Source organism: Arthrobacter sp. efr-133-TYG-120 (assembly GCF_030209785.1).
Lineage (GTDB): Bacteria > Actinomycetota > Actinomycetes > Actinomycetales > Micrococcaceae > Arthrobacter.
In genome coordinates, this window is the sequence record NZ_JARVRI010000026.1 from 21,940 (window position 1) to 47,479 (window position 25,540).

Annotated in this window: 19 protein-coding genes and 2 pseudogenes; 12 read left to right on the forward strand and 9 right to left on the reverse strand. The window is 62.5% G+C overall.

Translation table 11 applies throughout. The annotated features are described in order from the left end of the window. The first annotated feature begins 201 nt into the window (after positions 1 to 201). Positions 202 to 1,146, forward strand: a complete 945-nt coding sequence (locus tag QRN51_RS14600) for a quinone oxidoreductase family protein (RefSeq protein ID WP_284990572.1) — start codon at positions 202 to 204, stop codon at positions 1,144 to 1,146. A gap of 473 nt (positions 1,147 to 1,619) precedes the next feature. On the opposite strand, the gene QRN51_RS23325 is transcribed toward QRN51_RS14600, so the two are convergent. Further along, positions 1,620 to 1,898, reverse strand: coding sequence for a hypothetical protein (locus tag QRN51_RS23325; RefSeq protein ID WP_350224987.1), 279 nt, complete (start codon positions 1,896 to 1,898; stop codon positions 1,620 to 1,622). A gap of 121 nt (positions 1,899 to 2,019) precedes the next feature. Between QRN51_RS23325 and QRN51_RS14610 the strand changes: the two are divergent. From QRN51_RS14610 to QRN51_RS23330, 3 genes and pseudogenes are all read left to right on the forward strand, one after another. Further along, positions 2,020 to 2,839 (forward strand): annotated as a pseudogene (locus tag QRN51_RS14610) (SDR family NAD(P)-dependent oxidoreductase). 246 nt (positions 2,840 to 3,085) lie between these two features. Further along, on the forward strand, positions 3,086 to 5,251 hold the full coding sequence (locus QRN51_RS14615) for an amylo-alpha-1,6-glucosidase (protein ID WP_284990574.1): 2,166 nt from the start codon (positions 3,086 to 3,088) through the stop codon (positions 5,249 to 5,251). A gap of 377 nt (positions 5,252 to 5,628) precedes the next feature. After that, positions 5,629 to 6,258, forward strand: a pseudogene (locus QRN51_RS23330) (hypothetical protein). A gap of 179 nt (positions 6,259 to 6,437) precedes the next feature. Here QRN51_RS23330 and QRN51_RS14625 read toward each other — a convergent pair. From QRN51_RS14625 to QRN51_RS14635, 3 genes are all read right to left on the reverse strand, one after another. Then, positions 6,438 to 8,114, reverse strand: a complete 1,677-nt coding sequence (locus tag QRN51_RS14625) for a thiamine pyrophosphate-binding protein (RefSeq protein ID WP_284990576.1) — start codon at positions 8,112 to 8,114, stop codon at positions 6,438 to 6,440. After that, entirely contained in the window at positions 8,111 to 8,887 is a 777-nt protein-coding gene (locus tag QRN51_RS14630; protein ID WP_284990577.1) for a cyclase family protein, read from the reverse strand. The genes QRN51_RS14625 and QRN51_RS14630 overlap by 4 nt, the downstream gene beginning before the upstream one ends. 485 nt (positions 8,888 to 9,372) lie before the next feature. Then, positions 9,373 to 10,173, reverse strand: coding sequence for a PaaX family transcriptional regulator (locus QRN51_RS14635; RefSeq protein WP_284990578.1), 801 nt, complete (start codon positions 10,171 to 10,173; stop codon positions 9,373 to 9,375). A 532-nt stretch (positions 10,174 to 10,705) separates the two neighbouring features. On the opposite strand from QRN51_RS14635, the gene QRN51_RS14640 reads away from it, so the two are divergent. Next, positions 10,706 to 11,146, forward strand: coding sequence for an acyl-CoA thioesterase (locus tag QRN51_RS14640; protein ID WP_284990579.1), 441 nt, complete (start codon positions 10,706 to 10,708; stop codon positions 11,144 to 11,146). A 125-nt stretch (positions 11,147 to 11,271) separates the two neighbouring features. Here QRN51_RS14640 and QRN51_RS14645 read toward each other — a convergent pair whose 3' ends face one another. Then, positions 11,272 to 11,670 carry a RidA family protein gene (locus QRN51_RS14645; RefSeq protein WP_284990580.1) on the reverse strand — a complete coding sequence of 133 codons (399 nt, stop codon included), beginning with the start codon at positions 11,668 to 11,670 and terminating at the stop codon, positions 11,272 to 11,274. 134 nt (positions 11,671 to 11,804) lie between these two features. Here QRN51_RS14645 and QRN51_RS14650 point away from each other — a divergent pair, with 134 nt between their 5' ends. The 7 genes from QRN51_RS14650 (at position 11,805) to pntB (ending at position 21,348) form a co-directional block, all read left to right on the forward strand. Next, positions 11,805 to 12,695 carry a fumarylacetoacetate hydrolase family protein gene (locus tag QRN51_RS14650; RefSeq protein WP_284990581.1) on the forward strand — a complete coding sequence of 297 codons (891 nt, stop codon included), beginning with the start codon at positions 11,805 to 11,807 and terminating at the stop codon, positions 12,693 to 12,695. Between the two features lie 11 nt (positions 12,696 to 12,706). Then, a complete protein-coding gene (locus tag QRN51_RS14655) occupies positions 12,707 to 13,189 on the forward strand; it encodes a cupin domain-containing protein (RefSeq protein ID WP_284990582.1) in 483 nt (160 codons plus the stop codon). A 5-nt stretch (positions 13,190 to 13,194) separates the two neighbouring features. Beyond that, complete coding sequence (locus QRN51_RS14660) at positions 13,195 to 14,100, forward strand: acyl-CoA thioesterase (protein ID WP_284990583.1); 906 nt, start codon at positions 13,195 to 13,197, stop codon at positions 14,098 to 14,100. Positions 14,101 to 14,141: 41 nt separating this feature from the next. Next, entirely contained in the window at positions 14,142 to 15,800 is a 1,659-nt protein-coding gene (locus QRN51_RS14665; protein ID WP_284990584.1) for an AMP-binding protein, read from the forward strand. A gap of 13 nt (positions 15,801 to 15,813) precedes the next feature. Further along, complete coding sequence (locus QRN51_RS14670) at positions 15,814 to 18,213, forward strand: bifunctional salicylyl-CoA 5-hydroxylase/oxidoreductase (protein WP_284990586.1); 2,400 nt, start codon at positions 15,814 to 15,816, stop codon at positions 18,211 to 18,213. Positions 18,214 to 18,310: 97 nt separating this feature from the next. Beyond that, positions 18,311 to 19,867 (forward strand): Re/Si-specific NAD(P)(+) transhydrogenase subunit alpha, encoded by a 1,557-nt coding sequence (locus tag QRN51_RS14675; protein ID WP_284990588.1) that lies wholly within the window; start codon positions 18,311 to 18,313, stop codon positions 19,865 to 19,867. A 56-nt stretch (positions 19,868 to 19,923) separates the two neighbouring features. Then, on the forward strand, positions 19,924 to 21,348 hold the full coding sequence (gene pntB / locus QRN51_RS14680) for a Re/Si-specific NAD(P)(+) transhydrogenase subunit beta (protein ID WP_502870870.1): 1,425 nt from the start codon (positions 19,924 to 19,926) through the stop codon (positions 21,346 to 21,348). Between the two features lie 136 nt (positions 21,349 to 21,484). Here pntB and QRN51_RS14685 read toward each other — a convergent pair whose 3' ends face one another. From QRN51_RS14685 to QRN51_RS14700, 4 genes are read right to left on the reverse strand one after another with little or no spacing between them, the layout of a single operon-like run. Further along, entirely contained in the window at positions 21,485 to 22,447 is a 963-nt protein-coding gene (locus tag QRN51_RS14685) for a LysR substrate-binding domain-containing protein (protein WP_284990591.1), read from the reverse strand. A 32-nt stretch (positions 22,448 to 22,479) separates the two neighbouring features. Next, positions 22,480 to 24,075: an ATP-dependent acyl-CoA ligase gene (locus QRN51_RS14690; RefSeq protein WP_284990592.1), complete on the reverse strand. Its 1,596-nt coding sequence runs from the start codon at positions 24,073 to 24,075 to the stop codon at positions 22,480 to 22,482. After that, on the reverse strand, positions 24,072 to 24,389 hold the full coding sequence (locus QRN51_RS14695) for a zinc ribbon domain-containing protein (protein WP_284990593.1): 318 nt from the start codon (positions 24,387 to 24,389) through the stop codon (positions 24,072 to 24,074). Before QRN51_RS14695 ends, QRN51_RS14690 begins: the two co-directional genes overlap by 4 nt. Continuing rightward, on the reverse strand, positions 24,386 to 25,525 hold the full coding sequence (locus tag QRN51_RS14700) for a thiolase family protein (protein ID WP_284990595.1): 1,140 nt from the start codon (positions 25,523 to 25,525) through the stop codon (positions 24,386 to 24,388). Before QRN51_RS14700 ends, QRN51_RS14695 begins: the two co-directional genes overlap by 4 nt. Positions 25,526 to 25,540: the final 15 nt, after the last annotated feature.

A 25,540-nucleotide genomic window follows, 5' to 3' on the forward strand; every position in this document is an offset into this window, starting at 1 on the left:
AGGATCACGCATGAATGCGACTTCACACGTGAGCTGACCAATCCATGGCACATTCGCCTCTGACAGTCCGCTCAACGGACCATATAGCTGAAATTACCGGCTCTGCCAGCCAATCTGAAATGCCACCGTCCCTGACAGGGTCGCCATGATCGGTCTATTGCCCGGCTCAATAAAACGTATTCTTGAAAGGATGCCTGCCCCATGCGCGCTGCCCGAATTCACGACTGGGGTGGCGTCCCCGTGATCGAAGAGATTGACGAGCCCGTCCGCGCGTCCGGGGAGACGCTAGTCCGCATCGAGGCTGCGACTGTCAGCCACCTGGACCTGACAATCGCGTCCGGTCTATTCACAGTAAATCCGCCGCTTCCTTATGTCCCGGGAGTCGAGGGCAGCGGCACCGTCGTCGAGTCCGCCGTCTTCGAGCCCGGCACCCAGATCATCTTCCGGGAGGGATGTCTCGGTTTCACCCAGGACGGAACGTGGCGTGAGTGCGCCTCAGTGCCCGACGAATTGCTAGTCCCACTCACTACCACGCTTGACCCCGCCATTGCCTCGACCTTCTTTGTTCCCTTAACCACCGCATACGTCGCATTGTTCGACATCGGCCGCCTGCGGGCAGGACAAAGCGTGATAGTGACCGGGGCATCTGGCGCGATCGGAACTTTGGCCGTTCAACTTGCCCAGGCTGCGGGCGCTGAGGTTGTCGCGGTCGTCTCGCGCGCTTCCCGCCTTGACCTGCTTCCCCCGGGTGTGCGAGGGATCGCCCTGGACGACGAAAATGCAGTCCTGGAGCTCGCTGCCGCCCGGCCGGCCGACCTGCTGGTCGACACCGTCGGTGGAAAGGGACTCGGCGATCGCCTTAAATGGGTTCGCTCCGGTGGACGTGCCGCCTGCCTTGGATACACGGCTGGCACTGCGCTCACGATTGACCTGCCGTCTTGGCTCTTCTCCAATGTGGCCGTGTTGCCTGTGAACCTCTTGAACCGTGAGGACCGCGCTCATGCAATCGCTGAGGAACTGCTACCTAGGATCGCAGCAGGCGAGCTGAGCATTCCCGTCGAAGAGTTTGCCCTGGACGAAATCGCCGAAGGGATCACTCGGCTCGCCTCCGGCGCCATCAAAGGTCGCGCGGTCGTTCGGTTCTGATACGGGCACGGCAGGGCAGTCGGTCGAATTTTGCTTTCGAATCCTGGTGGTACCTCGTAGCCGCATGATCGCCTCATCACGCAGTCACGAGGCCGACGAAATGACAATTGCCGAACGCGTAGAGGAGTCCATGAACATGCCTGACCCCACCGTCGACCGGACGAACGACACCATCGCATCGCCAGCACGCCAAAGGGATCGACAGCCGGAAGCCTCTACCGCCGGGTCCGGTCTACTGTCCGCAATCCGCTTCAGGTCGTGATCATGGCCGGTGTGGGTGTTTCCATCGCCGTGCACACTCAGATGCATTTCACTGCCGCGCTGGGGTGAGGTCCCTCGCTCCGAGCTGCGGCAAGGCGACCGCGTATCTGGACTTCATTCGCTCCGGTGTTTGCCTGGAACTCAGCAAACTTCTCGTGGTGTTCGGCCGAGCCGTAATCGGCGGCCGACGCCCCCTTTGAGGCTTTGGTCCTTCACACGGCTGCAGTCGTTACCGGTGACGTGGTGCTCGATCTCGCGGCCAACACCTTCAAGGGGGCAAAGAGTTCCTTCTCCGCACGTTCGTAGCGCTGTTCCACTGACATCCGCTCGGAACCTTTGAACCCACCCTCTGCCGGGAGCTTGGCCTCGTGCATCTCCTTGGCCGCCTTCACGAACGCGGGGTACCGGTCGATGAAATAGGCGGCACCCAAGTGCTGCGGACTGTGTTCGAAGGGGAAACAGTTTTCCTCGGGCAATGACCTGGCAAACATTATCGGTCCAGGCTGATCGCTACGGCCATCACGCTTCCCGACAATCCCCCATCAGAACCAGACATAGCCCCGGGCAAGCTGTCCGTGGTTCACGCGCAGCTGCCTCACGTGAGGATTACACATGAATTCAGTCGCTATCGTCAGCGGCGGAGGCACCGGAATTGGCGCCGCCACAGCTGCAACGCATAGAGAACGAGGATGGGAAGTTGTCATCTGCGGCCGACGCCCAGATGTCCTGAACGAGGTAGCCCGCAGCACGGGATCACATGCCGACCTGAAACGACTGGTCGCCGAGACCATCGATCGGTTCGGGAACCTCAACGGTTTAGTCCTCAATGCCGGAATCGTCCGCCCGGGTGCGGCCGGAGACCTCAACGATGAGGACTGGGACTCCATGCTCAGCACGAACCTGACAGGGCCGTTCTATCTGATCCGCGCCGCGCTACCGCACCTCCTGGCTACGAGAGGAGCCATTGTAGGCGTCGCCTCCGCGGCTGCACTGCGGGGCCACAGGCATCGCCGGCTACAACGCGACCAAGGCAGCGCTTGCGATGCTGATTCAGTCCGTCGAGGTGGACTACGGGCCGGACGGCATCCGGGCAAAATCTGTATGCCCGGGTTGGACCCGGACCGAGACGGCAGACATGGAAATGAGCGAGTTCGGTTTCGAGCTCGGGGTTAGCCGCGAAGACGCCTCTGAGCTGGTATCGGCCTTCGTCCCCAGCCGGCGCCCCAGCTCCTCGTCCGCGGTCGCAGCCCTCATCGCCTGGTTGCTGTCGGATCAGGCGTCGTACATCAACGCCGCCACGATCCCCGTCGACGGGGTCCTTGTAGCTGTTGAACCAGGGGCCATCGCCTTCGACCCGCGAGTGACGTTCATTTCAGACAGCCGGAACGACAGATCCCCGGAGATGCCCTCACACATGGCTGCAGCGAAGTAGCGCAGTTCCGCACCGAGGAGAAACCTAGCAGTTGTGCGCATTAAGGGCCCTTCCCATAACCTGACCGGTCTGCCAAGCCCAAAAACGACCCCTGTTCCTCAACCAAGGCCATTGCTCCTAGCGTCAATGAGCTACTGAGAGTAGCGTCCAAGGCAGAAAAGGCAACGAGGGCCACCTGCCTCGCTTGCGAACATTGGGACTATATGTGCGCTGAAAGGCCGGGGGGAAGCCGTCCAAAGGAGCGACATGGCTGGATGGAACGCTGACACGGCGGCAGGTCCGCTTGGTGCAGGAACAGTCACGCTAGTCGAGGGTTCGTCGTTTTGCATTTCAATGGCGAACGGGGACATCCAGTCCGAACATCCTCATGGTGTCTTTTTCCAGGACACCCGCATTGTGTCGGGGTGGGTCCTGACAGTCAATGGCCAGCACGTTGAACCGTTGGGCTCGGAAATGAAGGAGCCGTATCGGGCCCTGTTTGCCGGGCGGGTTCCTCGTGGGGATGGCTATGCGGATAGCCCGCTGATTGTGGAGCGCCTGCGTGAAGTGGGCGCTGGCATTCAGGAGCAGGTCACCCTGCACAATTACTCGAAGGAGCCTGCCGAATGCGTCGTCTCCTTGAAAGTCGAGGCGGATTTCGCAGATCTTTTTGAGGTCAAGGACGGGCGCGTCCAGAGGAGCTGGAACCATACTCGCGATGTGGACGGCGACTCACTGACCATCCGGGCCTCCTGGCACGAGGTCCGGAAGGGTATTATCGTCCTCGCTCCCGGCGCCGATGTCTCATCGGATGGCCTCACCTACAGCCTGACAGTTGCCCCGCACAGCCAGTGGAGCTGCACCTTCACGGCCGTGCCGAGCACGGAGGGGGCAGGCCCGACGCCGCCGTCGTTCGTTCATCTTGATACGGACGGGATGTCGGCCAGTGACCGCCGCCGACAGGAGTGGGTGGCGAAAATCCCTGTGGTGCACGTTGGGAACCGCTCCATCGAACGGACTTTGAGGCGCAGCTACGACGATCTGGGAGCCCTGCGTATCGAAGACCCGCAATATCCGGATCGTGTGGTGGTGGCCGCAGGGGTGCCTTGGTTTATGACCCTGTTTGGCCGGGATTCGCTGCTGTCCTCACAAATGGCCATGCCCGTGGATCCCTCCTTGGCTCTGGGCACGCTACAAACACTTGCAGACCGCCAAGGCCGCGTAGTGGATCCTCTGAGCGAGGAGGAACCGGGCAAGATCTTGCACGAAGTCCGGCTGGATATTTCCAGCGGGCTGTCCCTCGGAGGTAAGTCCACCTATTACGGCAGCGTCGATGCAACCCCTCTATTCGTGTGCATATTGGGCGAAGTCAGCCGCTGGGGCTTCGCGAAGGACACCATTGCCGCGCTGCTCCCGCATGCAGATCGAGCAATGGACTGGATCCGACAATATGGGGACAAGGATGGTGACGGATTCGTAGAGTATGAGCGCTTGAACCCTCTTGGGCTGATCAACCAGGGGTGGAAGGACTCCTGGGACGGCATCAACTTCGCTGACGGCACACTGGCCGAACCGCCCATCGCGCTCTGCGAGGTACAGGCCTACGTTTACCAGGCACACATGGCCCGTGCGTGGATGGCATACGACGCCGGCGATTCAGTTCTGGGAGATGAACTGGCCGATCTTGGGGCGCAGTTGAAGAAGCGGTTCAACGAGCAGTTCTGGATGCCGGACCGCGGCTACTATGCCATCGCCCTGGATGGAAAGAAGCGCCAAGTCGATGCCTGCGCCTCAAACATGGGCCACTGCCTCTGGGTCGGCCTCGTGGATGAAGACAAGGCTCCGCAAGTAGCAGAGCGGCTGATGTCTCCGGAAATGTTCAGTGGCTGGGGGGTGAGAACGCTCGCCAGCGACATGGGTGCTTACAACCCGGCCAGCTACCATAACGGATCGGTCTGGCCCCATGACAACGCCATAATCGCCCACGGACTCATGCGATACGGATTTGTGGCGGAGGCGCAACGTATCGCCACCGCCCTGCTGGAAGCGGCAGAATTCACGGACGGCCGGCTGCCGGAACTGTTCTGTGGTTTCGCCCGGGAGCGATTCGCAACTCCACTGCCGTACCCAACGGCTTGTTCACCTCAGGCCTGGGCAGCCACAGCGCCGATCCTGCTCGTGACCAGCCTGATGCGTTACGACGCCCACGTTTCCCTCGGCGGCGTCTGGATGGATCCGGAACTGCCCACGTCCTACGGTGACCTGCACATCAGCAACGCCCCCTTGGCCGGCGGCCGGATTACGATCGATATCACCCAACACAAACCATCAATCCAAGGCCTGCCGGATGGCATAACCTTCCACCGCGGCCACCGGCCCTCAATGAAAGAGCTGGTTGAACAAGCAGGTCGAATCACCAAGGCCCCTCAATAGAGACCTACAACGATCGCAGTGTCTTATCCTGGCGAGGCGATTTAGGCACAAGGCCGGATTCTAAAGACTTCCAACTCGAAGGCCGCTCCGACACATCTTCACCCATTCAGGGTGCGGTACCGTACACCGTCTTCCCGTCGCTGCCGTCCAGGTTCGCCGTTGGGCATTGCGGCCCGCGTCGCGTACGGAACCGCATTCTGGCTGAGGGCCCTTAACGGTGAGACGCTGACGCTAAGTATCTGCACTGTTTCATTGAGAGTTTTGCCCTGGCTAGGCAGCTGCCGCGCAGCCTCTGTCTTGGAGGGTGTCATCGTCCGAGGGCGGCCGCCGAGTCGTCCCCATGCTTTCGCCGCGACCATGAGGGCCAGGAGTGCTACATTGCCAACGAGGCGTTCGGGCTTCGTGAACTGGCCAGCGGCCTCGTCGGTCTTGGCGCGGATCTGTCAGCCGAAGAGAGGAGCCGGATCCATCTGGATATCCAGCGCGTCCTGGACATGGCCATGCGCTGGTTCATCCAATACGACCGGCGCCTCCCGGTAGCGGACTGCGTGCAGCTCGACAGGCCTGTCGTGGAGACTCTGCGGCACCGGCTGGCGGAACTCCTCGTCGGCCGAGACTAGCAGGCTGTCTTGTCGCTGCTGGATGAAGCGCGTGAATGGGGGATTCCCGAGACTATCGCGCTGGCGTGGGCAGAACTGCACAGGGCGTTCACGCTGCTCGACATTGCCCGAGTGCAGCAGGTAACGGCCAAACCCTTGGAGGTCGTCGCCCCAACTTACTTTGCGGTGCACAATTGGTTCCGGATAGAGGAGTTGCTGTACCGGATCGACGGCTTGCCCAGCTCCACCAAATGGCAAGCCATGGCCCGGGCGTCCTTGCGGGAAGACCTGTCCGCCGTTGTCCCGGAACTCACGGTCGCCGTCCTCGCAAGGGGTTCACGGTCGCCCGTCGCCGACCAGGTTTTCCGAATGGGAGGAACGCCACCACGACAGACTCCTGGCCTCTGAACGCCTGCTGGAGTCTGCTCCGGCGGGTAGTTTCGAAGCCCTGACGACGCATGTGGGGATACTAAGAAAGGGCAGCTGGGTCGTAGCGGCGTTCACTTCCGCATGATGGCTGGGGCACCTGAAGGGGACCGAGCCCGGCCTCGGCCGGATCCAGTCCCCTTCAGTCATGCATGACTGAATCAGTGGCCTTGGAATGCTTCCGCCAGCCACCATGATCCCCCGTCGGAGGCGATCTTCGCATCGATGACCAACGGACGGCGCTCAGACCCGGCTTGGAACCTGGCAACCCACGCCTTTACCGGCTCCAGATCGTCAAGGGTGCGCACGGTGATGCCATCCGCGCCGAATCCCCGGGCAATGGCAGCAATGTCCGTCTCCGGAAATTTCACGCTGCTAAGATCCAGGGAGCCGTCAAGCTCAGCAAAATGGTGCACTTCAGCCCCGTACGCGGCATCGTTGTAGACGATGCACACCAGGGGCAGTTTGAGACGGACGGCTGTCTCCAATTCACTGATCCCCATCAGGAAACCGCCGTCGCCGGCGCCCAGGACGGGCACACGTTCAGGTTGGGCAATCGCAGCGCCGATGGCGGTATATAGACCCAGCCCAATGGCTTGGAACGCCTGCGTGAAGCAGAAGCCGAACTCGTCCGGCACAGCCAGGTACTGACTCGGGTAGCCCATGAAGTTTCCTGAGTCCACGGAAACAATACGGTTCGTGGGCAGGAGCGAATCAAGTTCCCGGCTGAGGACGCGCGGGTCGATCAGTGTCGATGTGGACAGGTCAGCCGTGTCGACGTCCCTCCACCGCGATCCCTGCTTGATCGTCACGGCGTTGGTCTCCGTGCGATACTTTTCCGCTGGAGCCGGCTGGGCGGCTTTCAACAAGGCCAGCGCGTCCGCAGCGGTGAGTGCTGAGTCCCCCAGGACGCCCAGCGAAATTGGCCGGTTGGCTCCCAGCGAAGCGTCCTCGACATCAACCTGGACAACCTTCGTGCCCGGGGAAATCAACCGGCCATGCCGCATGGTCCACATGTTCAGGGTGCAGCCCCACCCGACAATCAGGTCTGCCCCGCTGATGAGCTCAGCCGTCAGCGGTGACGAGAAGCCCCCGGAAATGCCCAGATTAAAGGTTTCACCATTGAACAGACCGTTGGCCACTGCGGAGGTTGCCACCAGGGCGCCGGCGTGTTCGGCCAAGGCCAGAAGGGCTTCCTTGGCGCCACGCCCTCCCCGGCCGACCACAAACACGGGGCGTTCGGCCTGCTGGATCAGTTCAACAAGGTGCTCCACTGCTGCGGGATCAGGCCGTAACCGGGCCGGTTCCTGAAGCCGGACAGTGTAGAGGGTGTCCGGAGCGAAACCGCTCTGCACGTCCAGAGGGAGGCTGAGGACGACGGTGCGGCGTTCGTTGACTGCGGTGCGGAACGCCCGAACGGTATCGGCCACAGCTGAGTCGACGGAGTGAATGCGCTCCGCCACTGCCCCGATGCTTCGGGCAAGGGAGTCCTGATCAATTTTGAAATTCGATCGGACCGCAGCGCTTTGTGTGTCAGCGGTCAAAACAATCATGGGTGTCCGGCTCTTCGCCGCTTCCCCGATGCCTGTAATTGCATTACTTAAGCCGCATCCCTGATGCGTGCTGACCACCCCGACTTTGCCGGACATTCGAGAATATGCATCGGCCATTGTGGCGGCACCGCCCTCATGTCGGGCAGCCGTATACGGCACGCCCGCCTGCACGAGGACGTTAGTCACATCAAAGTTGCCGCTTCCCACGACGCCAAAAACGTGACCCACGCCCAATTTGGCCAGCGTTTGGGCAACCAGGGTTGACACTCTTACGTTGTCGCTCACGATCCCTCCACAAGGGCGTAGACGCGCGTGGGACTGCCGGTGCCTCCAACAATCGGTAAGGGCGCGACCACGAGGGTAGCTCCCACCGTGGGAAGCCTGTCCACCTGCCGCAGTGACGTCAGACCGTACTTGTCCGCCCCAAGGAGAAATGAGTGGACAGGGAACATCGGATCAAAAGTTGCCGCCTGCCCTGCATCGATTCCCACTGTCTCGACCCCGAACCCGCTGATGCTGGTATTGGCTGCAATCCATTGGGCGCCCGCAACGGACACCCCCGGAGTGTGCGGCCCGGCGTCATCGGCATTGACGAAGTCGGCGGCATTCCCGCCCCTGGAGGACCAACCGGTCCGGAAGATCACCCAGCAATTGTCGGGCAACTCACCGTGCGCTGCCTGCCACTGCTCAAAGTGCTCAGGCTCCAGCAGAAAGTCCGGATTCTCAGCCACATCGGCGCTCTTGTCGATAACGATCAGAGGTCCGATAAGGCGGTGAGGTTCTATCTGGTCAACCGATTTGCCGTTTCTGCCCGAAATCCAGTGCACGGGCGCATCCAAGTGGGTGCCGGCATGCTCCCCAACAGTCACATCGTTCCAGGCCCACGCCGGGCCAGCGTCATCAAAGTTACTCACGGGCGAAAGGCTGAGGCCAACTGTGTTGGCGAGGGGCTGCGGAAGATTCAGTATCGGCGTATCGCTGCTGAGCGGCGTCGTCAGGTCTACGACTTCTACGGAACCATCTGTGAGGGCTGCTGTGAGCCCGGCTAGTACAGACATTGTTCTCCTATGCGGGTTGTATTGAGTTCAAATGGACCCCCGCGGCCGTCCGCCAATTGCCGCCGCGGATCGCGAAATGGGGAATCCCCGTGGCGTATGGAGAAACGAAGCGCCTTACGGGCGTCCCGCTTTGACGGTGAGTAGCCTTCGGTGTCTGGGGACATGACTCGGGTGACAGCGCAAGTTACCTTGGCCGCGGAGCCGGCCTGGTAGTGCGTCCGTGCGTCCAACATGGCAGTCCTTCTTGGGAGTGAACCTGAGTCTATCCACTTTCTACCAAAATTTGTAGCGTTTTCGTTGCGATAAAAAAATTATCTCTAGAGAACGGGCTTATGATGGTCCCGGGACGGGTCAGATTGCTTCCGGCCGCGTCAAAGTACCGGAAGCGGTGGGACAGGGCAGCGCTTAACGAGGCCGCCATTGGGCTAATCGGCCCTCATTGAAAGCGGTCCGGACGTAACAATCAATCCTCGACGGAGGACTGTCTATTCTTCGACGACGGTCCGTGCGTAGCGCCGGGCGATGGGGCCAAGCAGTGAATGCAGCTTGGCAAAGAGCGCCTCGGCGGCCAGACCGCTCCAGTCACCGGGAAGATACTCTTCAGGCAGGCCGGGATCCATATAGGGCAAGCGGCGCCATTGGGTCACCATCGGGACGTAGTCGGCGAAGGCCTGCTTGAGATATTCCGGCGACTCAGGTTCACTCGGGGGCAATTCGGACCAACGCTGCAGCACAGGTTCGTGGCGGTCGATGAAGTCCGCATATAGTGCGTCAAGAGCGGGCAGGTCCCACCATTGCCCGACCTTCGACCGGATATGGTCTTCGGTCAGGTGCGCTGCCTTAAACAGGTCAACATATTCCATCAAGGCCGCGCGTTCAAGCTGTTGACTCACTTCGTCCGCCAGGTTGCCGGGAGCTATCCATAAGCCCGGCGAAACCTGGCCGCAACCGATGCGCGTCAAAATGGAGCGAAGCTTGTGGCGAAGATGCCGCTGGGATTCAGGGACGGAGAATGACGTCAGGATCCAGTCATCACCCTTACGCGCGCGATGCGGGGAGAAAATGCGTTCGTCGCCCGCCCTGAAAACATCCTCCAGTCCTGGCGCCAGCCTGTAGGCGGCCGCCCCGTCCTTTCGGAGGCTAACGAGAACTCCGCGCTTCTTCAGACGCGAGACCGACGAGCGCACCCCCGCCGACTCAACTCCCAGATCACTTAGGAGTTGTATCAGGTCTGACACTGCAAACGCCCCGTCATGTGCCCGGGCATAGAGTCCGTAGACGGTCACGATTAGATGCTGGTGGCGTGGCATGGGCGAAATGTCAGGGACAGCACTGACTCCGGGCATTCAACACCTCCGATATGGATCGCTTTAACAGTCCAAGGCTACAGGCCTGACGAACGTGCATACGGCATCCTGGCCCACGGCCTCAAGGCAGGAGTCTAGATGAACATCAATCCGGCCCATGGGGTGCAGACCGGAACAGTTCCCCCGAAAACCTCCTCGAATTCTTCCTGGACCCACTGTTCGATGGTTCATGGTTCTTTTCGTTGCGTTCGTCGAAGTCGGAAACAGACATCAGAACTCCTTGGAAAGGGGCATGTAGAACGCGGCGTCAGTGCCGCCGTCAGGCATGCGTCATTTAATGAGTATATGCCGTTTACGTGACGGGCGTAAAGAGAGCGACATGACAAGTTTATTCATGTGCCGTTCGCCAACTCCTCAATCACAACCATCGCGGATACGCGAACGGTCGTCATTGCAGGGATATACAATAGGGCCTTGTCGCGTGGGATCATCACACGCCGAAGGGAGACCCATGACTGACCAGATGAGGCCAAGCCGGCACGCCAGCATCGATCGCAATGTCGAATGGGTAGACACCGACGCCTCCGGCCACCAGCACAATTCCTCTGTCATGCGCTGGGTTGAGTCCGCGGAAGCGGAGCTCTTCCGGGCCCTCAACCTTCCTGACTATTTCCCGAGCGCACCGCGTGTACACCAGGCAATCAGCTACAGGGCTAAGCTCTGGTTCGGCCAGCGGATCACGGCAACTGTCGGAATCCAAAAACTTGGCCGCACGTCAATGACCTACGCCTTCGAAGTGTTCGGCCACCCCCACCTCGAATCCGAAGGCGGAATCGCGGCATTCGGCACGGTGACGGTGGCCCACGTCCCTTCAGGATCCTTGGCGGCCCTGCCCTGGCCGGCACACATGGTGGAAGCCGTAAAGTCGCTTCAGCTCGCGACGCGGAGCTGAACCACAGAGGAGCGGGCAGGCGCTCCGCATCATGAGAACGGCCCCGGCATGCCTGCACGCCGGGGCCGTTCAGAAATCCGACACAATGTCGGTTGGCGGGGCCGGAAGAGCCGCCGCCCGCAGAATCAGCGGTTTCCGATCACCGCAATCCCCTGGATCTCGATGAGCGCTTCCTTCTGCCACAGCCGGGTAACTCCGATGCCGGCCATGGCGGGATACTCCGAGCCCGCCATCTCGCGCCAGATCTGTCCGATTTCACGGCCGTTCGCCATGTAGTCGTCGACATCGGTGAGATAGATCGTGACGCTGACCAGGTCCTGCGGCTGTCCCCCGGCCTCCGTCAGCGTTGTCAGCACGTTCGAAAACGCCTGCCTGAACTGTTCAACAATGCCGCCTGACACGATGTTCATGCTCTTGTCCAGTGCCGTCTGCCCTCCCAAATACACCGTATTCCCGGCAAGGATGCCATGGGCATACCCGGATGGTTTGGAAAGCGACTCGGGGTTGACTGTCCTGTTGGTCAAGGTGGTTCCTCCTGCATATGGGGTTGTCGTCGGTTCAGAAAAGAACTCTGTTCAGATCCTCTGCATCATGCTACCTTGAGCATATGTGACGACCGTAAAAAAGTCGACATATCTGATTGAAGGGAACTGGACGGATGAAACTGGCCACACTGCGTGCGGGCAAGCACACCACGGCGGCGGTACTTGTCTCAGACGACACTGCTTATCTGCCGCTGCCATACCCGGACGTGGGCACTATGGTCGCGGACCCGCAATGGCGTCGGACGGCCGATTCCGTGGTATCGGGACAGTGTCATAATGCCAACAGAGTTTCAGCTTCCGTCGCCGAGCTGGCAGCCCTGCTGCCGGCGGCGGGCAAGGTGATTTGCTGCGGCCTTAACTACAGCGATCACATTCAGGAAATGGGCCGGGAACTCCCGGAATACCCCACCCTCTTCGCGAAGTACGCGGACACCTTGACGGGGGCAGGTGACACGATCGACGTCGTCGGCAGTGAACGGGTTGACTGGGAGGCCGAACTGGCCGTCGTCGTCGGCTCCCCCCTGTTCCGTGCAGATGAGGAACAGGCCCTGCAGGCCATCGCCGGCTACACCGTCGCAAACGATGTTTCGATGCGTGACTGGCAAAACCGCACCCTGCAGTGGTTCCAGGGCAAAGCCTTCGACGCCACCACCCCCGTCGGGCCGGTCATGATTACCCCCGATGAAGTCAAAGGTGATTTCGAGGTCCGCGGTTACGTGAACGGTGAACTGGTGCAAGCCGGAAATACGGGCACGCTGGTGTTCGGCCCCGCGAAGCTCCTCTCCTACATCTCCCACTTCACGGTTCTGCGGCCGGGCGACCTGATCCTCACCGGTACACCCGGCGGAGTGGGAATGGGAATGAAACCTCCACGCTTCCTGCAGGACGGCGATCTTCTTACTACCGAGATTGCAGGTATCGGACGCCTGGAAAACAGGATCCGCATCTATCACAACGACGGCCGCGCATACAGCGCGCCGGTTACCTCAACCGCAACAACCTAGGAGTGAAAACCATGAGCAATACCACCACCGAGTACCTGACCGAGGGCGACAACTCCATGTACGCCGGAGCCGACGGCAAAGTCGTCCCGGTCGTCACCCGCGCAGGTGAGGAAGACACCAATACAGCCCAGTCAGGTGACTGCATCCGTGTTTCGGGTGTCTCCATCCAGCACACTCCCGCCACAAAGATCTGGTTCGGCCAGGTATCGAACACACCAGGATACCGTTCACTGCCCCACCACCACGGCGAGGCGGAAACCGGAGGGTATGTACTGCGCGGCCACGGCCGCATCTACTACGGCGAAAACTTTTCGGAGTACCAGGACATGAAGGCCGGCGACTGGGTCTTCGTCCCGCCCTTTATGCCGCACGTCGAGGCCAACATGTCCGTCACCGAAGAACTCATCTGGCTCACCACCCGCACTCCGGAGAACATTGTGGTAAACCTCGAAGACGTTGCCGACGACACTCTCGCCGACTACCGCCGGGTATAGCCGCCATGCCCTCGATTACGCCCACCGTCAGGGTGCCCACCTCGGAAACCTTCCTCCGGGCCATCCAACTCACCCACGTCCCGGCGCAGGTCAATGACGAGGCCTACGAAGCCACCACACAGTACGTGCCATGGCCCAAGTCCTATGGCGGGGACATGGTGGCCCAGTCTGCCGCTGCCATGATGCGCTCCGTCGAGGCGGACCGGACACTGCACTCCATGCACAGCTACTTCATGCGGCCAGTCGACGTCGGCGCAACCGTGCGCTACGAAGTGGAACGGCTGCGGGACGGGCGCGGCTACTCGACCCGCAGCGTCCGCGGTTACCAGAACGGCAAGACCGTCTTCACGGCAATGGGCTCCTTTCAGGTCCCCGAAGACGGTCCCGAATACCAGCCCGGCTCCCCTGCAGACCTCGCACCCGAGGCTCTGCGAAGCGCCGCAGAGGTGCTCGCAGGCGTCGACGGGCCAGCAGCCGGGTATTGGTCCGCCGGACGCAGTTTCGACATGCGCCATGTTCCCGGTCCGGTGTACCTGGACGTCGAGGGAGGCCCCCAAGCCCACCAGGCCGTCTGGGTGAAGGCCTTCGACCGGCTGCCCGACGCAGCCACTGATCGTCTCACCGCTGACCTTCACCGGGCCGCCCTGGCCTACGTGTGCGACTACACGATTCTGGAGACGCTGCTGCGGGTCCGCGGTCTGCACTGGTCCTCCCCCGGGCTCAGCACCGCCAGCCTTGACCATTCAATGTGGTTCCACCGTGACGGGCGCGCTGACGAATGGGTGCTCTATGTCCAGGAAGCCGTCTCCGCCCAACGCAACCGAGGCCTGGCCCTGGGCCGCTTCTTTGACCGGCAGGGGCGCCTGCTGGCCACCGTTGCCCAAGAGGGCATGATCCGATCTTCTTCCTGAACCGGTTCCCGGACCCACATCATCATTCGAAAGGAGAGGCCATGACATTCACATCATCGGCCCACGTGGATACCTTTACAAGGGACCACCTACCACCAGCCAACCTTTGGCCTGCGCTCGAGTTCACCCTTCCGGAGCTCCAGTACCCGGAAAAGCTCAATGCTGCGTCAGTGCTGATCGACGACGGAGTCACCGAATACGGGCCGGACCGCCCCGCACTGCACACACCCGACGGCAAAATGTGGACTTATGGCGAACTCCAGCTACGTGCGAACCAGGCGGCGCAGGTACTCACGGAGGACTTCGGTGTAGTCCCGGGCAACCGCGTCCTGCTGCGTGGGCCCAACAACCCCTGGCTGGTGGCCGCCTGGCTCGGAGTCTTGAAGGCCGGCGCCGTGGTTGTCACCACCATGCCAATGCTCCGCGCCACCGAAATCAGCACGCTGATCGGGCTCACCAAACCGGTGGTGGCGATCTCGGATCACCGCTTCGTCGACGAACTGGCCGTGGCAGCAGGCACCGACGTCACCGTTCTCTCCTATGGAGGGGATGGTATCGGCGATCTTGTCGCCCGCTGTGCGTCCAAACACGGGCAATTCAGCGATGTTGAAACCTCCGCCGACGACGTCGCACTCCTGGGACCGACGTCCGGGACCACCGGCGCACCGAAAGTCACCATGCACTTCCACCGTGACATCCTCGCCACGGCAGACACCTTCGCCCGTTATATCCTCCAGCCGACCTCCGAGGATGTGTTTGCTGGATCACCGCCCATCGCCTTTACCTTCGGGCTCGGCGGGCTGGTGATTTTCCCATTGCGGTTCGGCGCCTCGTCGTTGCTGACTGAGCGTGCCGCCCCGGTGGAACTGGTGGAAAACGCCGCCGCCGCCGGTGCCACCGTCCTCTTCACCGCGCCCACAGCCTACCGGGCCATCCTCAAAGCCGGCCGCGGCGAACTACTCAGCCGCCTACGGATCGCTGTCTCGGCCGGTGAGCACCTGCCCAAGGAAACTTGGGAAGCCGTCCACAGCGCCACTGGCGTCCGTCTGGTGAACGGCATCGGCGCGACCGAACTGCTCCACGTTTTCATCTCAGCCGCCGGAGACGACATCCGCCCCGGCACAACAGGCAAGGCTGTACCCGGCTACCGGGCGGTGATCCTGGACGAGGCAGGCATGGAGACCGGACCCAACCAGCCCGGCAGGCTCGCCGTCATAGGGCCCACCGGCTGCCGGTACATGGACGATGACCGGCAGGCGAAGTATGTCGACAACGGCTGGAACGTCACTGGGGATACTTTCGTTCGGGACGAGGACGGGTACTTCACCTACCAGTCACGCTCTGACAACATGATCGTCTCCTCCGGATACAACATCGGCGCCCCCGAAGTGGAAGCAGCCATCGACCAGCACCCTGACGTTGTCGAAAACGCTGTTGTGGCACGGGCCGACGAGGAGCGCGGCAGCGTGGTATGCGCCTTCATCGTCCTCCGCGAGGGCGTCAACGCAGACGACGCCAAGCGCAAGGAAATCCAGGACTTCGTCAAGGCCACCATCGCTCCATACAAGTATCCGCGGGACGTCCGTTTCGTCGATGAACTCCCGCGCAATCCCAGCGGCAAGCTGCAGCACTTCAAGCTGCGCGACCGCCTCGAACACGAAAACGACCAGCTGGCCGGCGCAGCCGCCGCCCAGCCGTAAAAGGAGCAGACCCATGAAGATCGCAATCGTCGGAGGCGGCCCCGGGGGCCTGTACTTCGCAGCACTGATGAAGCAGCTGGACCCCAATCACGACATCACGCTCTGGGAGCGCAACGCCGCCTCGGATACGTTCGGTTTCGGCGTCGTATTCTCCGACGAAACCCTCGGGGGTATCGGCAACGCCGATCCGGTGGTTGCCGAGTACATGAGCCGGAGGTTTGCCCGGTGGTCCGACATAGACATCCACTTCCGCGACGAAACCATCACCGTCGGCGGACAGGGCTTCGCTGCCATGAGCCGCAAGGAACTGCTCGAGCTGCTGCAGCGCCGCTGCGCTGAACTGGGAGTGGACGTGCGTTTCAGCACCCCTGCACCACCCATCGCCGAACTCGAGGCTGGCCATGATCTGGTCCTCGCCTCCGACGGTGTCAACTCGCAAATCCGGGCAACCTATGCGGAGTCTTTTGGCCCGAGCCTTGATCCCCGGCCCAACAAGTTCATGTGGCTTGGCACGGATCAGGTTTTCGAGGCGTTCAAGTTCTTCGTCAAGGACACCGAATACGGCACCATGCAGATCCACGGATACCCATACTCTGACGAAGGCTCCACCTTCATCGTCGAAATGTCCCCAGATGTGTGGGAGGCAGCAGGCTTCGACGAGACTGCCACCGACGCATTTGCGCCCGGTGTATCCGACGAGAAGGCAATCAGCAAAATCCGCGCCATCTTCGCCCAAGAACTCGCCGGCCACGAAGTGCTGGCCAACAACTCCAAGTGGCTGAACTTCACAACGGTCCGCAACCGCAGCTGGCGCCACGGGAATATCGTCCTGCTTGGCGACGCCGCCCACACCGCCCACTTCTCCATCGGCTCCGGCACCAAGCTCGCCATGGAAGACTCCCTGGCACTGGCCGCGTGCCTCCACGAGCACCAGGACCTTGAAACCGCCCTGGCGGCCTACGAGACCGAGCGCCGTCCCGTGGTCGAATCCACCCAACGAGCCGCGCAGGCTTCGCTGGAATGGTTCGAACGGATCGGACAGTACAGAGGGCAGGAACCCACGCAATTCGCGTTCAACCTGCTCACCCGCTCGCGCCGGATCACCCAGGAAAACCTGCGCCTCCGCGACCCGGAATTCGCCGGAGCTGTAGACAAACACTTCGCCGATTCCCAAGGCTTACCAGACGTTGCTCCCGCCATGTTCCAGCCCTACCGCATCGGCGGACTCAAACTGAAGAACCGGATCATCGTCTCCCCCATGGATATGTACTCCGCGACCGACGGCGTGCCGGGGAACTTTCATTTGGTGCACCTAGGCTCCAAAGCCCTTGGCGGGGCCGGACTGGTGATGACTGAGATGGTATGCGTGTCCCCCGAAGGTCGCATCACGCCCGGCTGCTCTGGCCTTTACACAGACGAGCAGCAGCACAGCTGGAAGTCCACCGTCGACTTTGTCCACGAACGTTCGACGGCAAAAATCGGGCTCCAGATTGGACATTCGGGCCGCAAGGGCTCCACCAAGCTCATGTGGGAAGGAATCGACCAGCCACTCGAGTCCGAAAACTGGTCCACGGTTGGCCCTTCGGCCATTCCGTACGGTCCCGACAACCAGACCCCTGCTGGGCTGGACCGGGAGGGCATGGACGCCATCAAGGCGGAATTCGTCGCCTCCACCGTCCGCGCTGGGCAGGCAGGTTTCGACCTCCTGGAGATCCACGCCGCCCACGGCTACCTACTGTCCTCATTCCTTTCGCCGGTCTCCAACAAGCGCACCGACGAATACGGCGGCAGCCTTCAGAACCGGCTACGTTTCCCGTTGGAAGTGTTCGACGCCGTTCGTGCGGCGTGGCCTGCCAGCAAGCCTGTGACGGTACGCATCTCCGCCACAGACTGGATCGAGGGCGGCAACACGTCCGACGATTCGGTCGAAATTGCCCGCGCCTTCGTCGCCCACGGCGCCGCCGGCCTGGACGTCTCCACCGGCCAGGTTGCCAAGGAGGAAAAGCCGGCCTTCGGCCGCAGCTACCAGACGCCGTTCGCCGACCGCATCCGCCAGGAAGTTGCCGCTCCGGCAGGCGTGGCCGTGATCGCCGTCGGTGCCATCTCCACCTACGACGACGTCAATTCCGTCCTGCTTGCGGGCCGGGCCGACCTCGTGGCACTGGGCCGTACGCACCTGTACGACCCTCAGTGGACACTGCACGCGGCGGCCGAACAGGAATACCACGGCCCGAGTGCCCAGTGGATCCCCCAGTTCAGGGCGGGTCGCCGCAAGCCGCCGAGCGCCCGCACCGACGCCGTCCGCCCACGTCTGTCCCTCCTGCGGGAGCCGGACTCCGATGCAACTACGGCGCACCTGCGCTGGACGCCAGGCGCGTTGGCGAAGGAACCTTCCCTGCTTCCAAGTAACTAGCACGCCAAAGTCCTGTGGGTCTGACCGGAGAAGGGTCAGACCCACAGGACTGTGCGGCGGAACCGGGAATTCCATAAATACTGCATGAGGAGAAGAAGTGACGCGTATTGGGATCGTGGCCGAGTTGGGCCGTGAGACGAGGGTGGCGGCGACGCCTGTCACCGTGAAGCAGTTGTTGGAGTTGGGCTACGAGGTTGTGGTCGAGAAAGGCGCTGGGGAGCCTGCTTCCTTCAAGGATGACGCCTATGCTGCGGCGGGTGCCCTGATTGTTGGCGCCGATGAGGCATGGGGCGCCGAAGTGGTGTTGAGGATCAATCCGCCTACTGAGGATGAGATTGGCCGTTTGGCTGCGGGTGCGACGTTGATCGGGTCGTTGAGTCCGGGTCTGCGGCCGGAGTTGGTGGAGGCTTTGGCGGCGCGGCCGATCACGGCGTTGGCGTTGGATGCGGTGCCGCGGATTTCGCGGGCGCAGTCGATGGATGTGCTGAGCTCGATGGCGAACATTGCCGGGTACCGGGCGGTCATCGAGGCAGCGCACGAGTTTGGCCGGTTTTTCACGGGTCAGGTGACGGCGGCGGGCAAGGTCCCGCCGGCGAAGGTCCTGGTCGCCGGTGCCGGGGTGGCCGGCTTGGCCGCGATCGGTGCCGCGTCCAGTCTGGGTGCGATCGTGCGGGCGACGGACCCGCGGCCCGAAGTCGCCGACCAGGTGAAGTCCATCGGCGGAACCTACCTCAAAGTCGAGGTCGCCGAAGAGATGCAGTCCTCCGACGGGTACGCGAAGGCCACCTCCGAGGCGTACAACGCCCGGGCCGCGGAGATCTACTCCGAGCAGGCAGCCGATGTGGACATCATCATCACCACCGCGCTGATCCCCGGGCGCCCGGCGCCGAAGCTGCTCACCGCTGATGATGTGGCCGGCATGAAGTCCGGCAGTGTGATCGTGGACATGGCCGCCGGTCAGGGCGGGAACGTGGAAGGCTCGGTCGCCGGGGAACGGATCATCACCGACAACGGCGTGGTGATCCTGGGGTACACGGATCTTCCGGCCAGGTTGCCGGCCCAGGCGTCCCAGCTGTACGGGACGAACCTGCTGAACCTCCTCAAACTCCTCACCCCTGACAAGGACGGGGTCCTGCGGATTGATTTCGACGACGTTGTCCAGCGCTCCGTGACCGTGGTCCGGGACGGGGAAAAGACCTGGCCGCCGCCCCCGGTCCAGGTCTCCGCCGCACCCGCAGTGAAGGCCGACGCCGGACCGGCCGCGAACAATACGGCGCCGAAGAAGAAGGCCGGGCTCAGCCCCGCCGGTAAGGCCGGCCTCTTCGCCGCGGGTGTCGCGGTGTTGTTCGGGATCAACGCGGTCGCCCCGGCCCCGTTGCCGCAGCATTTCACGGTGCTGATGCTTTCGGTCGTGGTCGGTTTCTATGTGATCGGGAAAGTCCATCACGCCCTGCATACCCCGCTGATGTCCGTCACGAACGCGATCTCGGGGATCATCGTGGTCGGGGCGCTGCTGCAGGTCACCTCCGAGAACCCCGTTATGCAGGTCCTTGCCGCGGTCGCGGTGCTGCTGGCCAGCATTAACATCTTCGGCGGTTTCGCCGTCACCCGTCGGATGCTCGCGATGTTCTCGGCCGGGAAGGCACGTTCATGAGCGCCGCAACCATCACCGAAACAGCAGCAGCAGGAATTCTATCGAGGAGCCTTACCGTGTCTGACACCGTTTCCGGTCCGTTGACCGCCGACTCCATCGCCGGAGCCGCGTACATCGTCGCGGCCCTGCTGTTCATCCTCAGCCTCGCCGGGCTGAGCAAACACGAAAAAGCCCGCGCCGGGGTCATCTACGGCATCACCGGGATGATCATCGCCCTCACCGCCACCATCTGGCTGACCGTCCAGGACGCCTGGGGCACCGGCCACGCCCTCACCGGACTGGGACTGCTCGTGGCCGCCGTGGCAGTCGGCGGGGCGATCGGGCTCTGGCGCGCCCGCGTCGTGGAAATGACCGGGATGCCCGAACTGATCGCCCTGCTGCACAGCTTCGTGGGCCTCGCCGCCGTGCTGGTGGGCTGGAACGGGCACCTTGAAGCCCCGGCCCTGTCCCCGGACCTGACAGCCATCCACCACGCCGAAGTCTTCATCGGCGTGTTCATCGGCGCGGTCACGTTCACCGGCTCCATCGTGGCGTTCCTGAAACTCTCGGCCCGGATGAAATCCACACCCCTGATGCTGCCGGGCAAAAACGTCATCAACCTCGGGGCGCTGGCCGCGTTCATCGCACTGACCATCTGGTACGTCAACGACTCCCAGCTCTGGCTCCTCATCATCGTCACCGCCCTGGCCCTGGCACTGGGCTGGCACCTGGTGGCCTCCATCGGCGGCGGCGACATGCCCGTCGTTGTCTCCATGCTCAACAGCTACTCCGGCTGGGCCGCGGCAGCGGCGGGTTTCCTGCTGAACAACGACCTGCTCATCATCACCGGCGCCCTCGTCGGCTCCTCGGGTGCGTACCTGTCCTACATCATGTGCAAGGCCATGAACCGGTCCTTCATCTCCGTGATCGCCGGCGGCTTCGGCATCGCAGCCCCCACCACAACCGATGCCGAGTACGGTGAACACCGCGAAATCACCGCCCAGGCCACCGCGGAAATGCTGACCAACGCCTCGTCCGTCGTGATCACCCCCGGGTACGGCATGGCCGTCGCCCAAGCCCAGTACCCCGTCGCCGAACTCGCCCACCAGCTGCGCGAGAAGGGTGTGAACGTCAGGTTCGGCATCCACCCGGTCGCCGGGCGCCTGCCCGGACACATGAACGTGCTCCTCGCCGAAGCCAAAGTCCCGTACGACATCGTCCTGGAAATGGACGAAATCAACGACGACCTCGGCGACACCTCCGTCGTCCTCGTCATCGGCGCGAACGACACCGTCAACCCCTCCGCCGCCGAAGACCCCGGAAGCCCCATCGCAGGGATGCCCGTCCTAAGGGTCTGGGAAGCCGAAAACGTGATCGTGTTCAAACGCTCCATGGCCGCCGGCTACGCCGGCGTCCAAAACCCCCTCTTCTACCGCGACAACTCCCAAATGCTCTTCGGCGACGCCAAAACCCGCGTCGAAGACATCCTCAAAGCCTTCTAACTGAGAAAGCGGCAGCCAGCGACGTCAATGGCGCAGGCAGGATTTCGCCCGTATACGATACGTATCGTGGAAAATTTACGAGCGTCAATCATTTGAAACAAGCGTTGTGCTGACGGATGCCTTTAGATGGCGGTTGTTAGAGCGAGGTGGCAGCCTGAGTGGTGTTGAGGAGGTCGCGCCGGATCTCCTCGCCCACTTCGCGAAGTTTCTCGGCAAACAGTGCGGCATTGGGGGCCAGTGGCCTGTCCGCATGGAGCAGGATGCCAACCTGCTGGGCGAGTCCGGCGAGGTGCAGCTCGAGCATCTGCAGGCCCGGCTCCACAACTGCCATGGACTCCGGCATCAAGGCAAGGAACCCTGCCTCGGCCACGAGCGTACGCAAGGTGGCAGGAGTTCCGGATTCCACCCGCTGAACCGGCGGCGTAAGGCCGGCACTGCGGAAGTTCTCCTCGAGTTCGTCACGCAGCGGTGTATTCGCCAGTGGAACTACCCAGGGGTGTCCGACGAGATCCTTCAGTGAGGCCTCCGCTAGGGCATGGACAGGGTGGCCGGGGGCGGCAACAACGCGGAATTCCTCCCTGTATAACGGGAAAAGCCGCAGCCGGGACGTACTGGGATGATCAGTAACCCGGCCCACCAGCAGGTCGAGATCGCCGTTGCCCAGCTCCTGTATCAGGGCTTCGGGCGGCGCCTCCCGGAGCAGGACTTCCACACGGGGCCTGTCCGCCATGAATCGAGCCACCGCCCGCGGCAGCAGCAGGTTGGCGCCGGTAACGTGCGCGCCTACCCGCACCACGCCTGCTTCCGGGTCTGCGAGCTCGTCCACCCGGCGGCGCAAAGTACTCACATGACCCACAATCGCCTTGGCATGCTCAAGGCACGCCTGCCCTGCCGGCGTGGGTACCATGCGCCGTCCCGTTCGCTCGAACAGCGGCGCTCCGACCGCTTGCTCGGCTTCCCGTAAGGCCCGGCTCAAGGCCGGCTGCGTCAAATACAGTTCGTCCGCAGCCCTGACCAGGCTCCCATGTTCTGCAATGGCAAGCACGATCACAAGATGACGCAGCTTCAGGTGGGTGTTCAGCAGCGCCCGCAGATCCATTTCTTCATCCTACGGGCTCGCCCTCCAGGCAATCAGCGCGCAGCGGCCGCAGCGGCCTGGCGTGGAATCGCGACTTCCCTGTCCCACTGGGAAGCCCCTCGTCCGGCCGCCTTGAGCACCTGCTTGCGTACCTTGCCGTTCTCGGTCTGAGGCAGTTGGTCGACCACCCGGAGGAAGCGCGGGATGGCAAACGACGCCAGGCGTGGAACACAGAATTCGCAGAGTTCGCTAAAATCAACAGGCTCTCGAAGAATAAGTGCGGCCATGACTTCGTCCTCGCCCAGCTCCGAATCCACGGCGTACACGGCAGCGTCTTGGACGGCCGGATGCTGCCGCAGCACCTGCTCCACTTCGACAGAAGAAATGTTCTCGCCACGGCGGCGGATAACATCCTTGATCCGGTCGACGAAGCGCACCCAGCCGTCCTCGTCGAGGACGACCCGGTCTCCGCTATGGAACCACAGGTCCTGCCATGCCTTTGTGGTTGCTTCGGGCATGGCATGGTAGCCGGTGGCCATGGCATGTGGCTGGTCGCTGCGGATAAGCAGCTCACCGGGCACGTCACTGGGAACGGGCACGCCATCGGCGTCCACGACGCGGATGGAGAATCCGGGCCGCACCTTTCCGATGTAACCGGGGCGCCACTGGTCAGGGGTTGACCCGATCACGGAATTCGTTTCCGTGGACCCGTAGCCGTCGAGCAGCAGCACTCCAAACCGATCGCGGAAAGGCTCTACGAGTCTGGCGGGCGTCGCAGGTGAGAGGGCCAGGCGGATTTTGTGGTTGCGTTCGCCAGGTCCGGGATCCTTGCCGGCGAGGATCCCCACCATTGCGCCGAGAAGATATGTCACCGTGGCACCGGCAGAGGAGGCATCCGACCAGAAGCGGGATGCGGAGAACCGCGGGCCCAGAACGTACTCGCCGCCGCATTCGACGGCCTGCATAAAGGCATTGAGGGCGTTTGTATGAAACAGGGGTAAGCACGTGTACAGCACGTCCTCGGGGCCAAGCCCCAGCTGGTCGGACATGTTCACCGCCCACCAGTAAAACTGGCCTTGCGGGCACAGCACACCTTTGGAAACGCCTGTGGTTCCTGATGTGTACAGGATGGCGGCGGTCTCGGCCGGACCGGCATCCACTGGTTCTACAGCAGCACCAGGCTCCGGCATCGGGAGTACCTCGAAAGATGCTTGAAGATCCCGGGCGGGGCCGTCGATGACCCACACCTTGCGAAGGCCGTCCGGAGCCACTGCAGCCAGATGCGGCAACTGCTCGGCTTCTGCCACCACCAGTGCGGCCTGGGAGTTCTCCAGCACGTGCCGCAACTGTTCCCCGCGGCTAGCCGTGTTCACGGGAACAGCTACGGCACCGATCCAGGCGCAACCAAGGATTAAGTCGAGCAGCTCAGGCCGGTTGGAGGACATCAATGCAACCGTCTGTCCGCGCTCGATCCCGGCGCTGCGCAGCATGCCTCCCGCTCCGGCTGCGGCCTCCACCATTGCTTGGCTGTCGCGGCTGAGCTCACCGCAGCGGAACAGCGGTGCTGAGGGTGCTTTGCTGGCGCGCTCAATCAGCATCTGCGGGATGGTCAGCGGACGCTGCCGCCGTTGGGCAAGTGTCGGTTTCATGGCTGATTCTCATTCAGGTTCGAGTGGATAGGTATGTACGCGTTGACGCCGGACCCGGCTTTGGGGTCATTGGTAAGGGGCACGCTCTGTCCCGGTTTAGCTTCAGAACCTGTCAGGCGGGCGATGACCCGGAGTCCGCCGTTGAGGCCCAGGGTTGCCAGGACGGTGCCGTCAGAGAGTGTCGTGGTCTGCTCAACAGTTCCGAGTTCTGCTGCAACTGTTGAGAAACTGTCCTCTCCGCAGACCGGGCAAAACAGGCGGGCCGGGAAAAGGAGGCTCCGGCAACTGCGGCATTCCTGCACCATGGCGCTCATTTCGCGGCCTCCAGCACGGACATGGTGGCGCAGGCGCCATAGCGGTACAGGACCATGCCGTATCCGCTGACCACAGCATGGCGGGCTGAAATTTGCCGTTCCCCTGCAGCGCCCATGAGCTGGCGGGCTGCCTCAACCAGCCCGTGCATGCCGCCGGCGGCCCCCGCCTGTCCCGCTGAGAGTTGGCCGCCGGAGGTGTTCACCGGCAGTTCGCGGGTGGCAATGCGGCGCTTGATGAAATTTGCGGGGTTTTCCTGGGCCGGGAGCACGCCCAGGTCGGCCAGCTGGGCTACAACCATGGCCGGGTAGTCGTCATATACGCACGCGAGGCCCACGTCCCCTGGGCCTATTCCGGCTTCCTCCCATCCTGCGGATGCGCAGGTTCGCAGGCCGGTAGCCAGCCCGTCACCGGCCTGTTGGTCGGTGTTGTAGGACGCGCGCACCGTGAGCACCTTTGCCCGGGGTGTTCCGTTGCCGGGGTCAGCCATGAGGACAACCGCGTCAGCGCCGGTTACGGGAGGCACGCAGTCGTAGCGGCCCAATGGCGTGGCGACGGCCGGTGCGCTGAGGTATTCGTCCATGGTGAGGGCTTTCCGGTAGACAGCCCCTGGGTTGTCCAATGCCCACTCGCGCTGGGCGATGGCGATGTGGCCGTAATCTTGACGGGTGAGCCCAAGCGTCTCCATCTGCCGCGTAGTAAGCATCGCGAACAGGGCGTTTGGTCCCTTCATCGGCAGTGGCGCGAGGTGGTCCTGGGTCGCACGGTTGTAGCTGGCTACCAGCTGTGAGAATGCCGGCCCGTCCATCAGGTCGCCCGCTGCGAGAACGATGACTTTGGCATCACCGGCTTCGATCGCCCGCACTGCGTGCTGGAGCATGCCGCCGGCGCTTGCCCCGCCGTTCGTATCCTGCATCAACCAGGTCAGGCGAAGGCCCATCCGCCAGGCTAAATCGATGGCGTGGTCGGGGTTGAGCGTGAAGCTGGAGACGGCGAACCCGTCGACGTCACCCGGGGTGAGACCTGCTTCGCGCAATGCGTTGCGGACGGCACGGGCGATAACCTGGGATGTTTCCGTCCCTGGTTGGGGGTGGCGGGTGTAAGCCGATTGACCTGTTCCGATGATGGAGACCGTCATTTCGGTCCTTTCTGG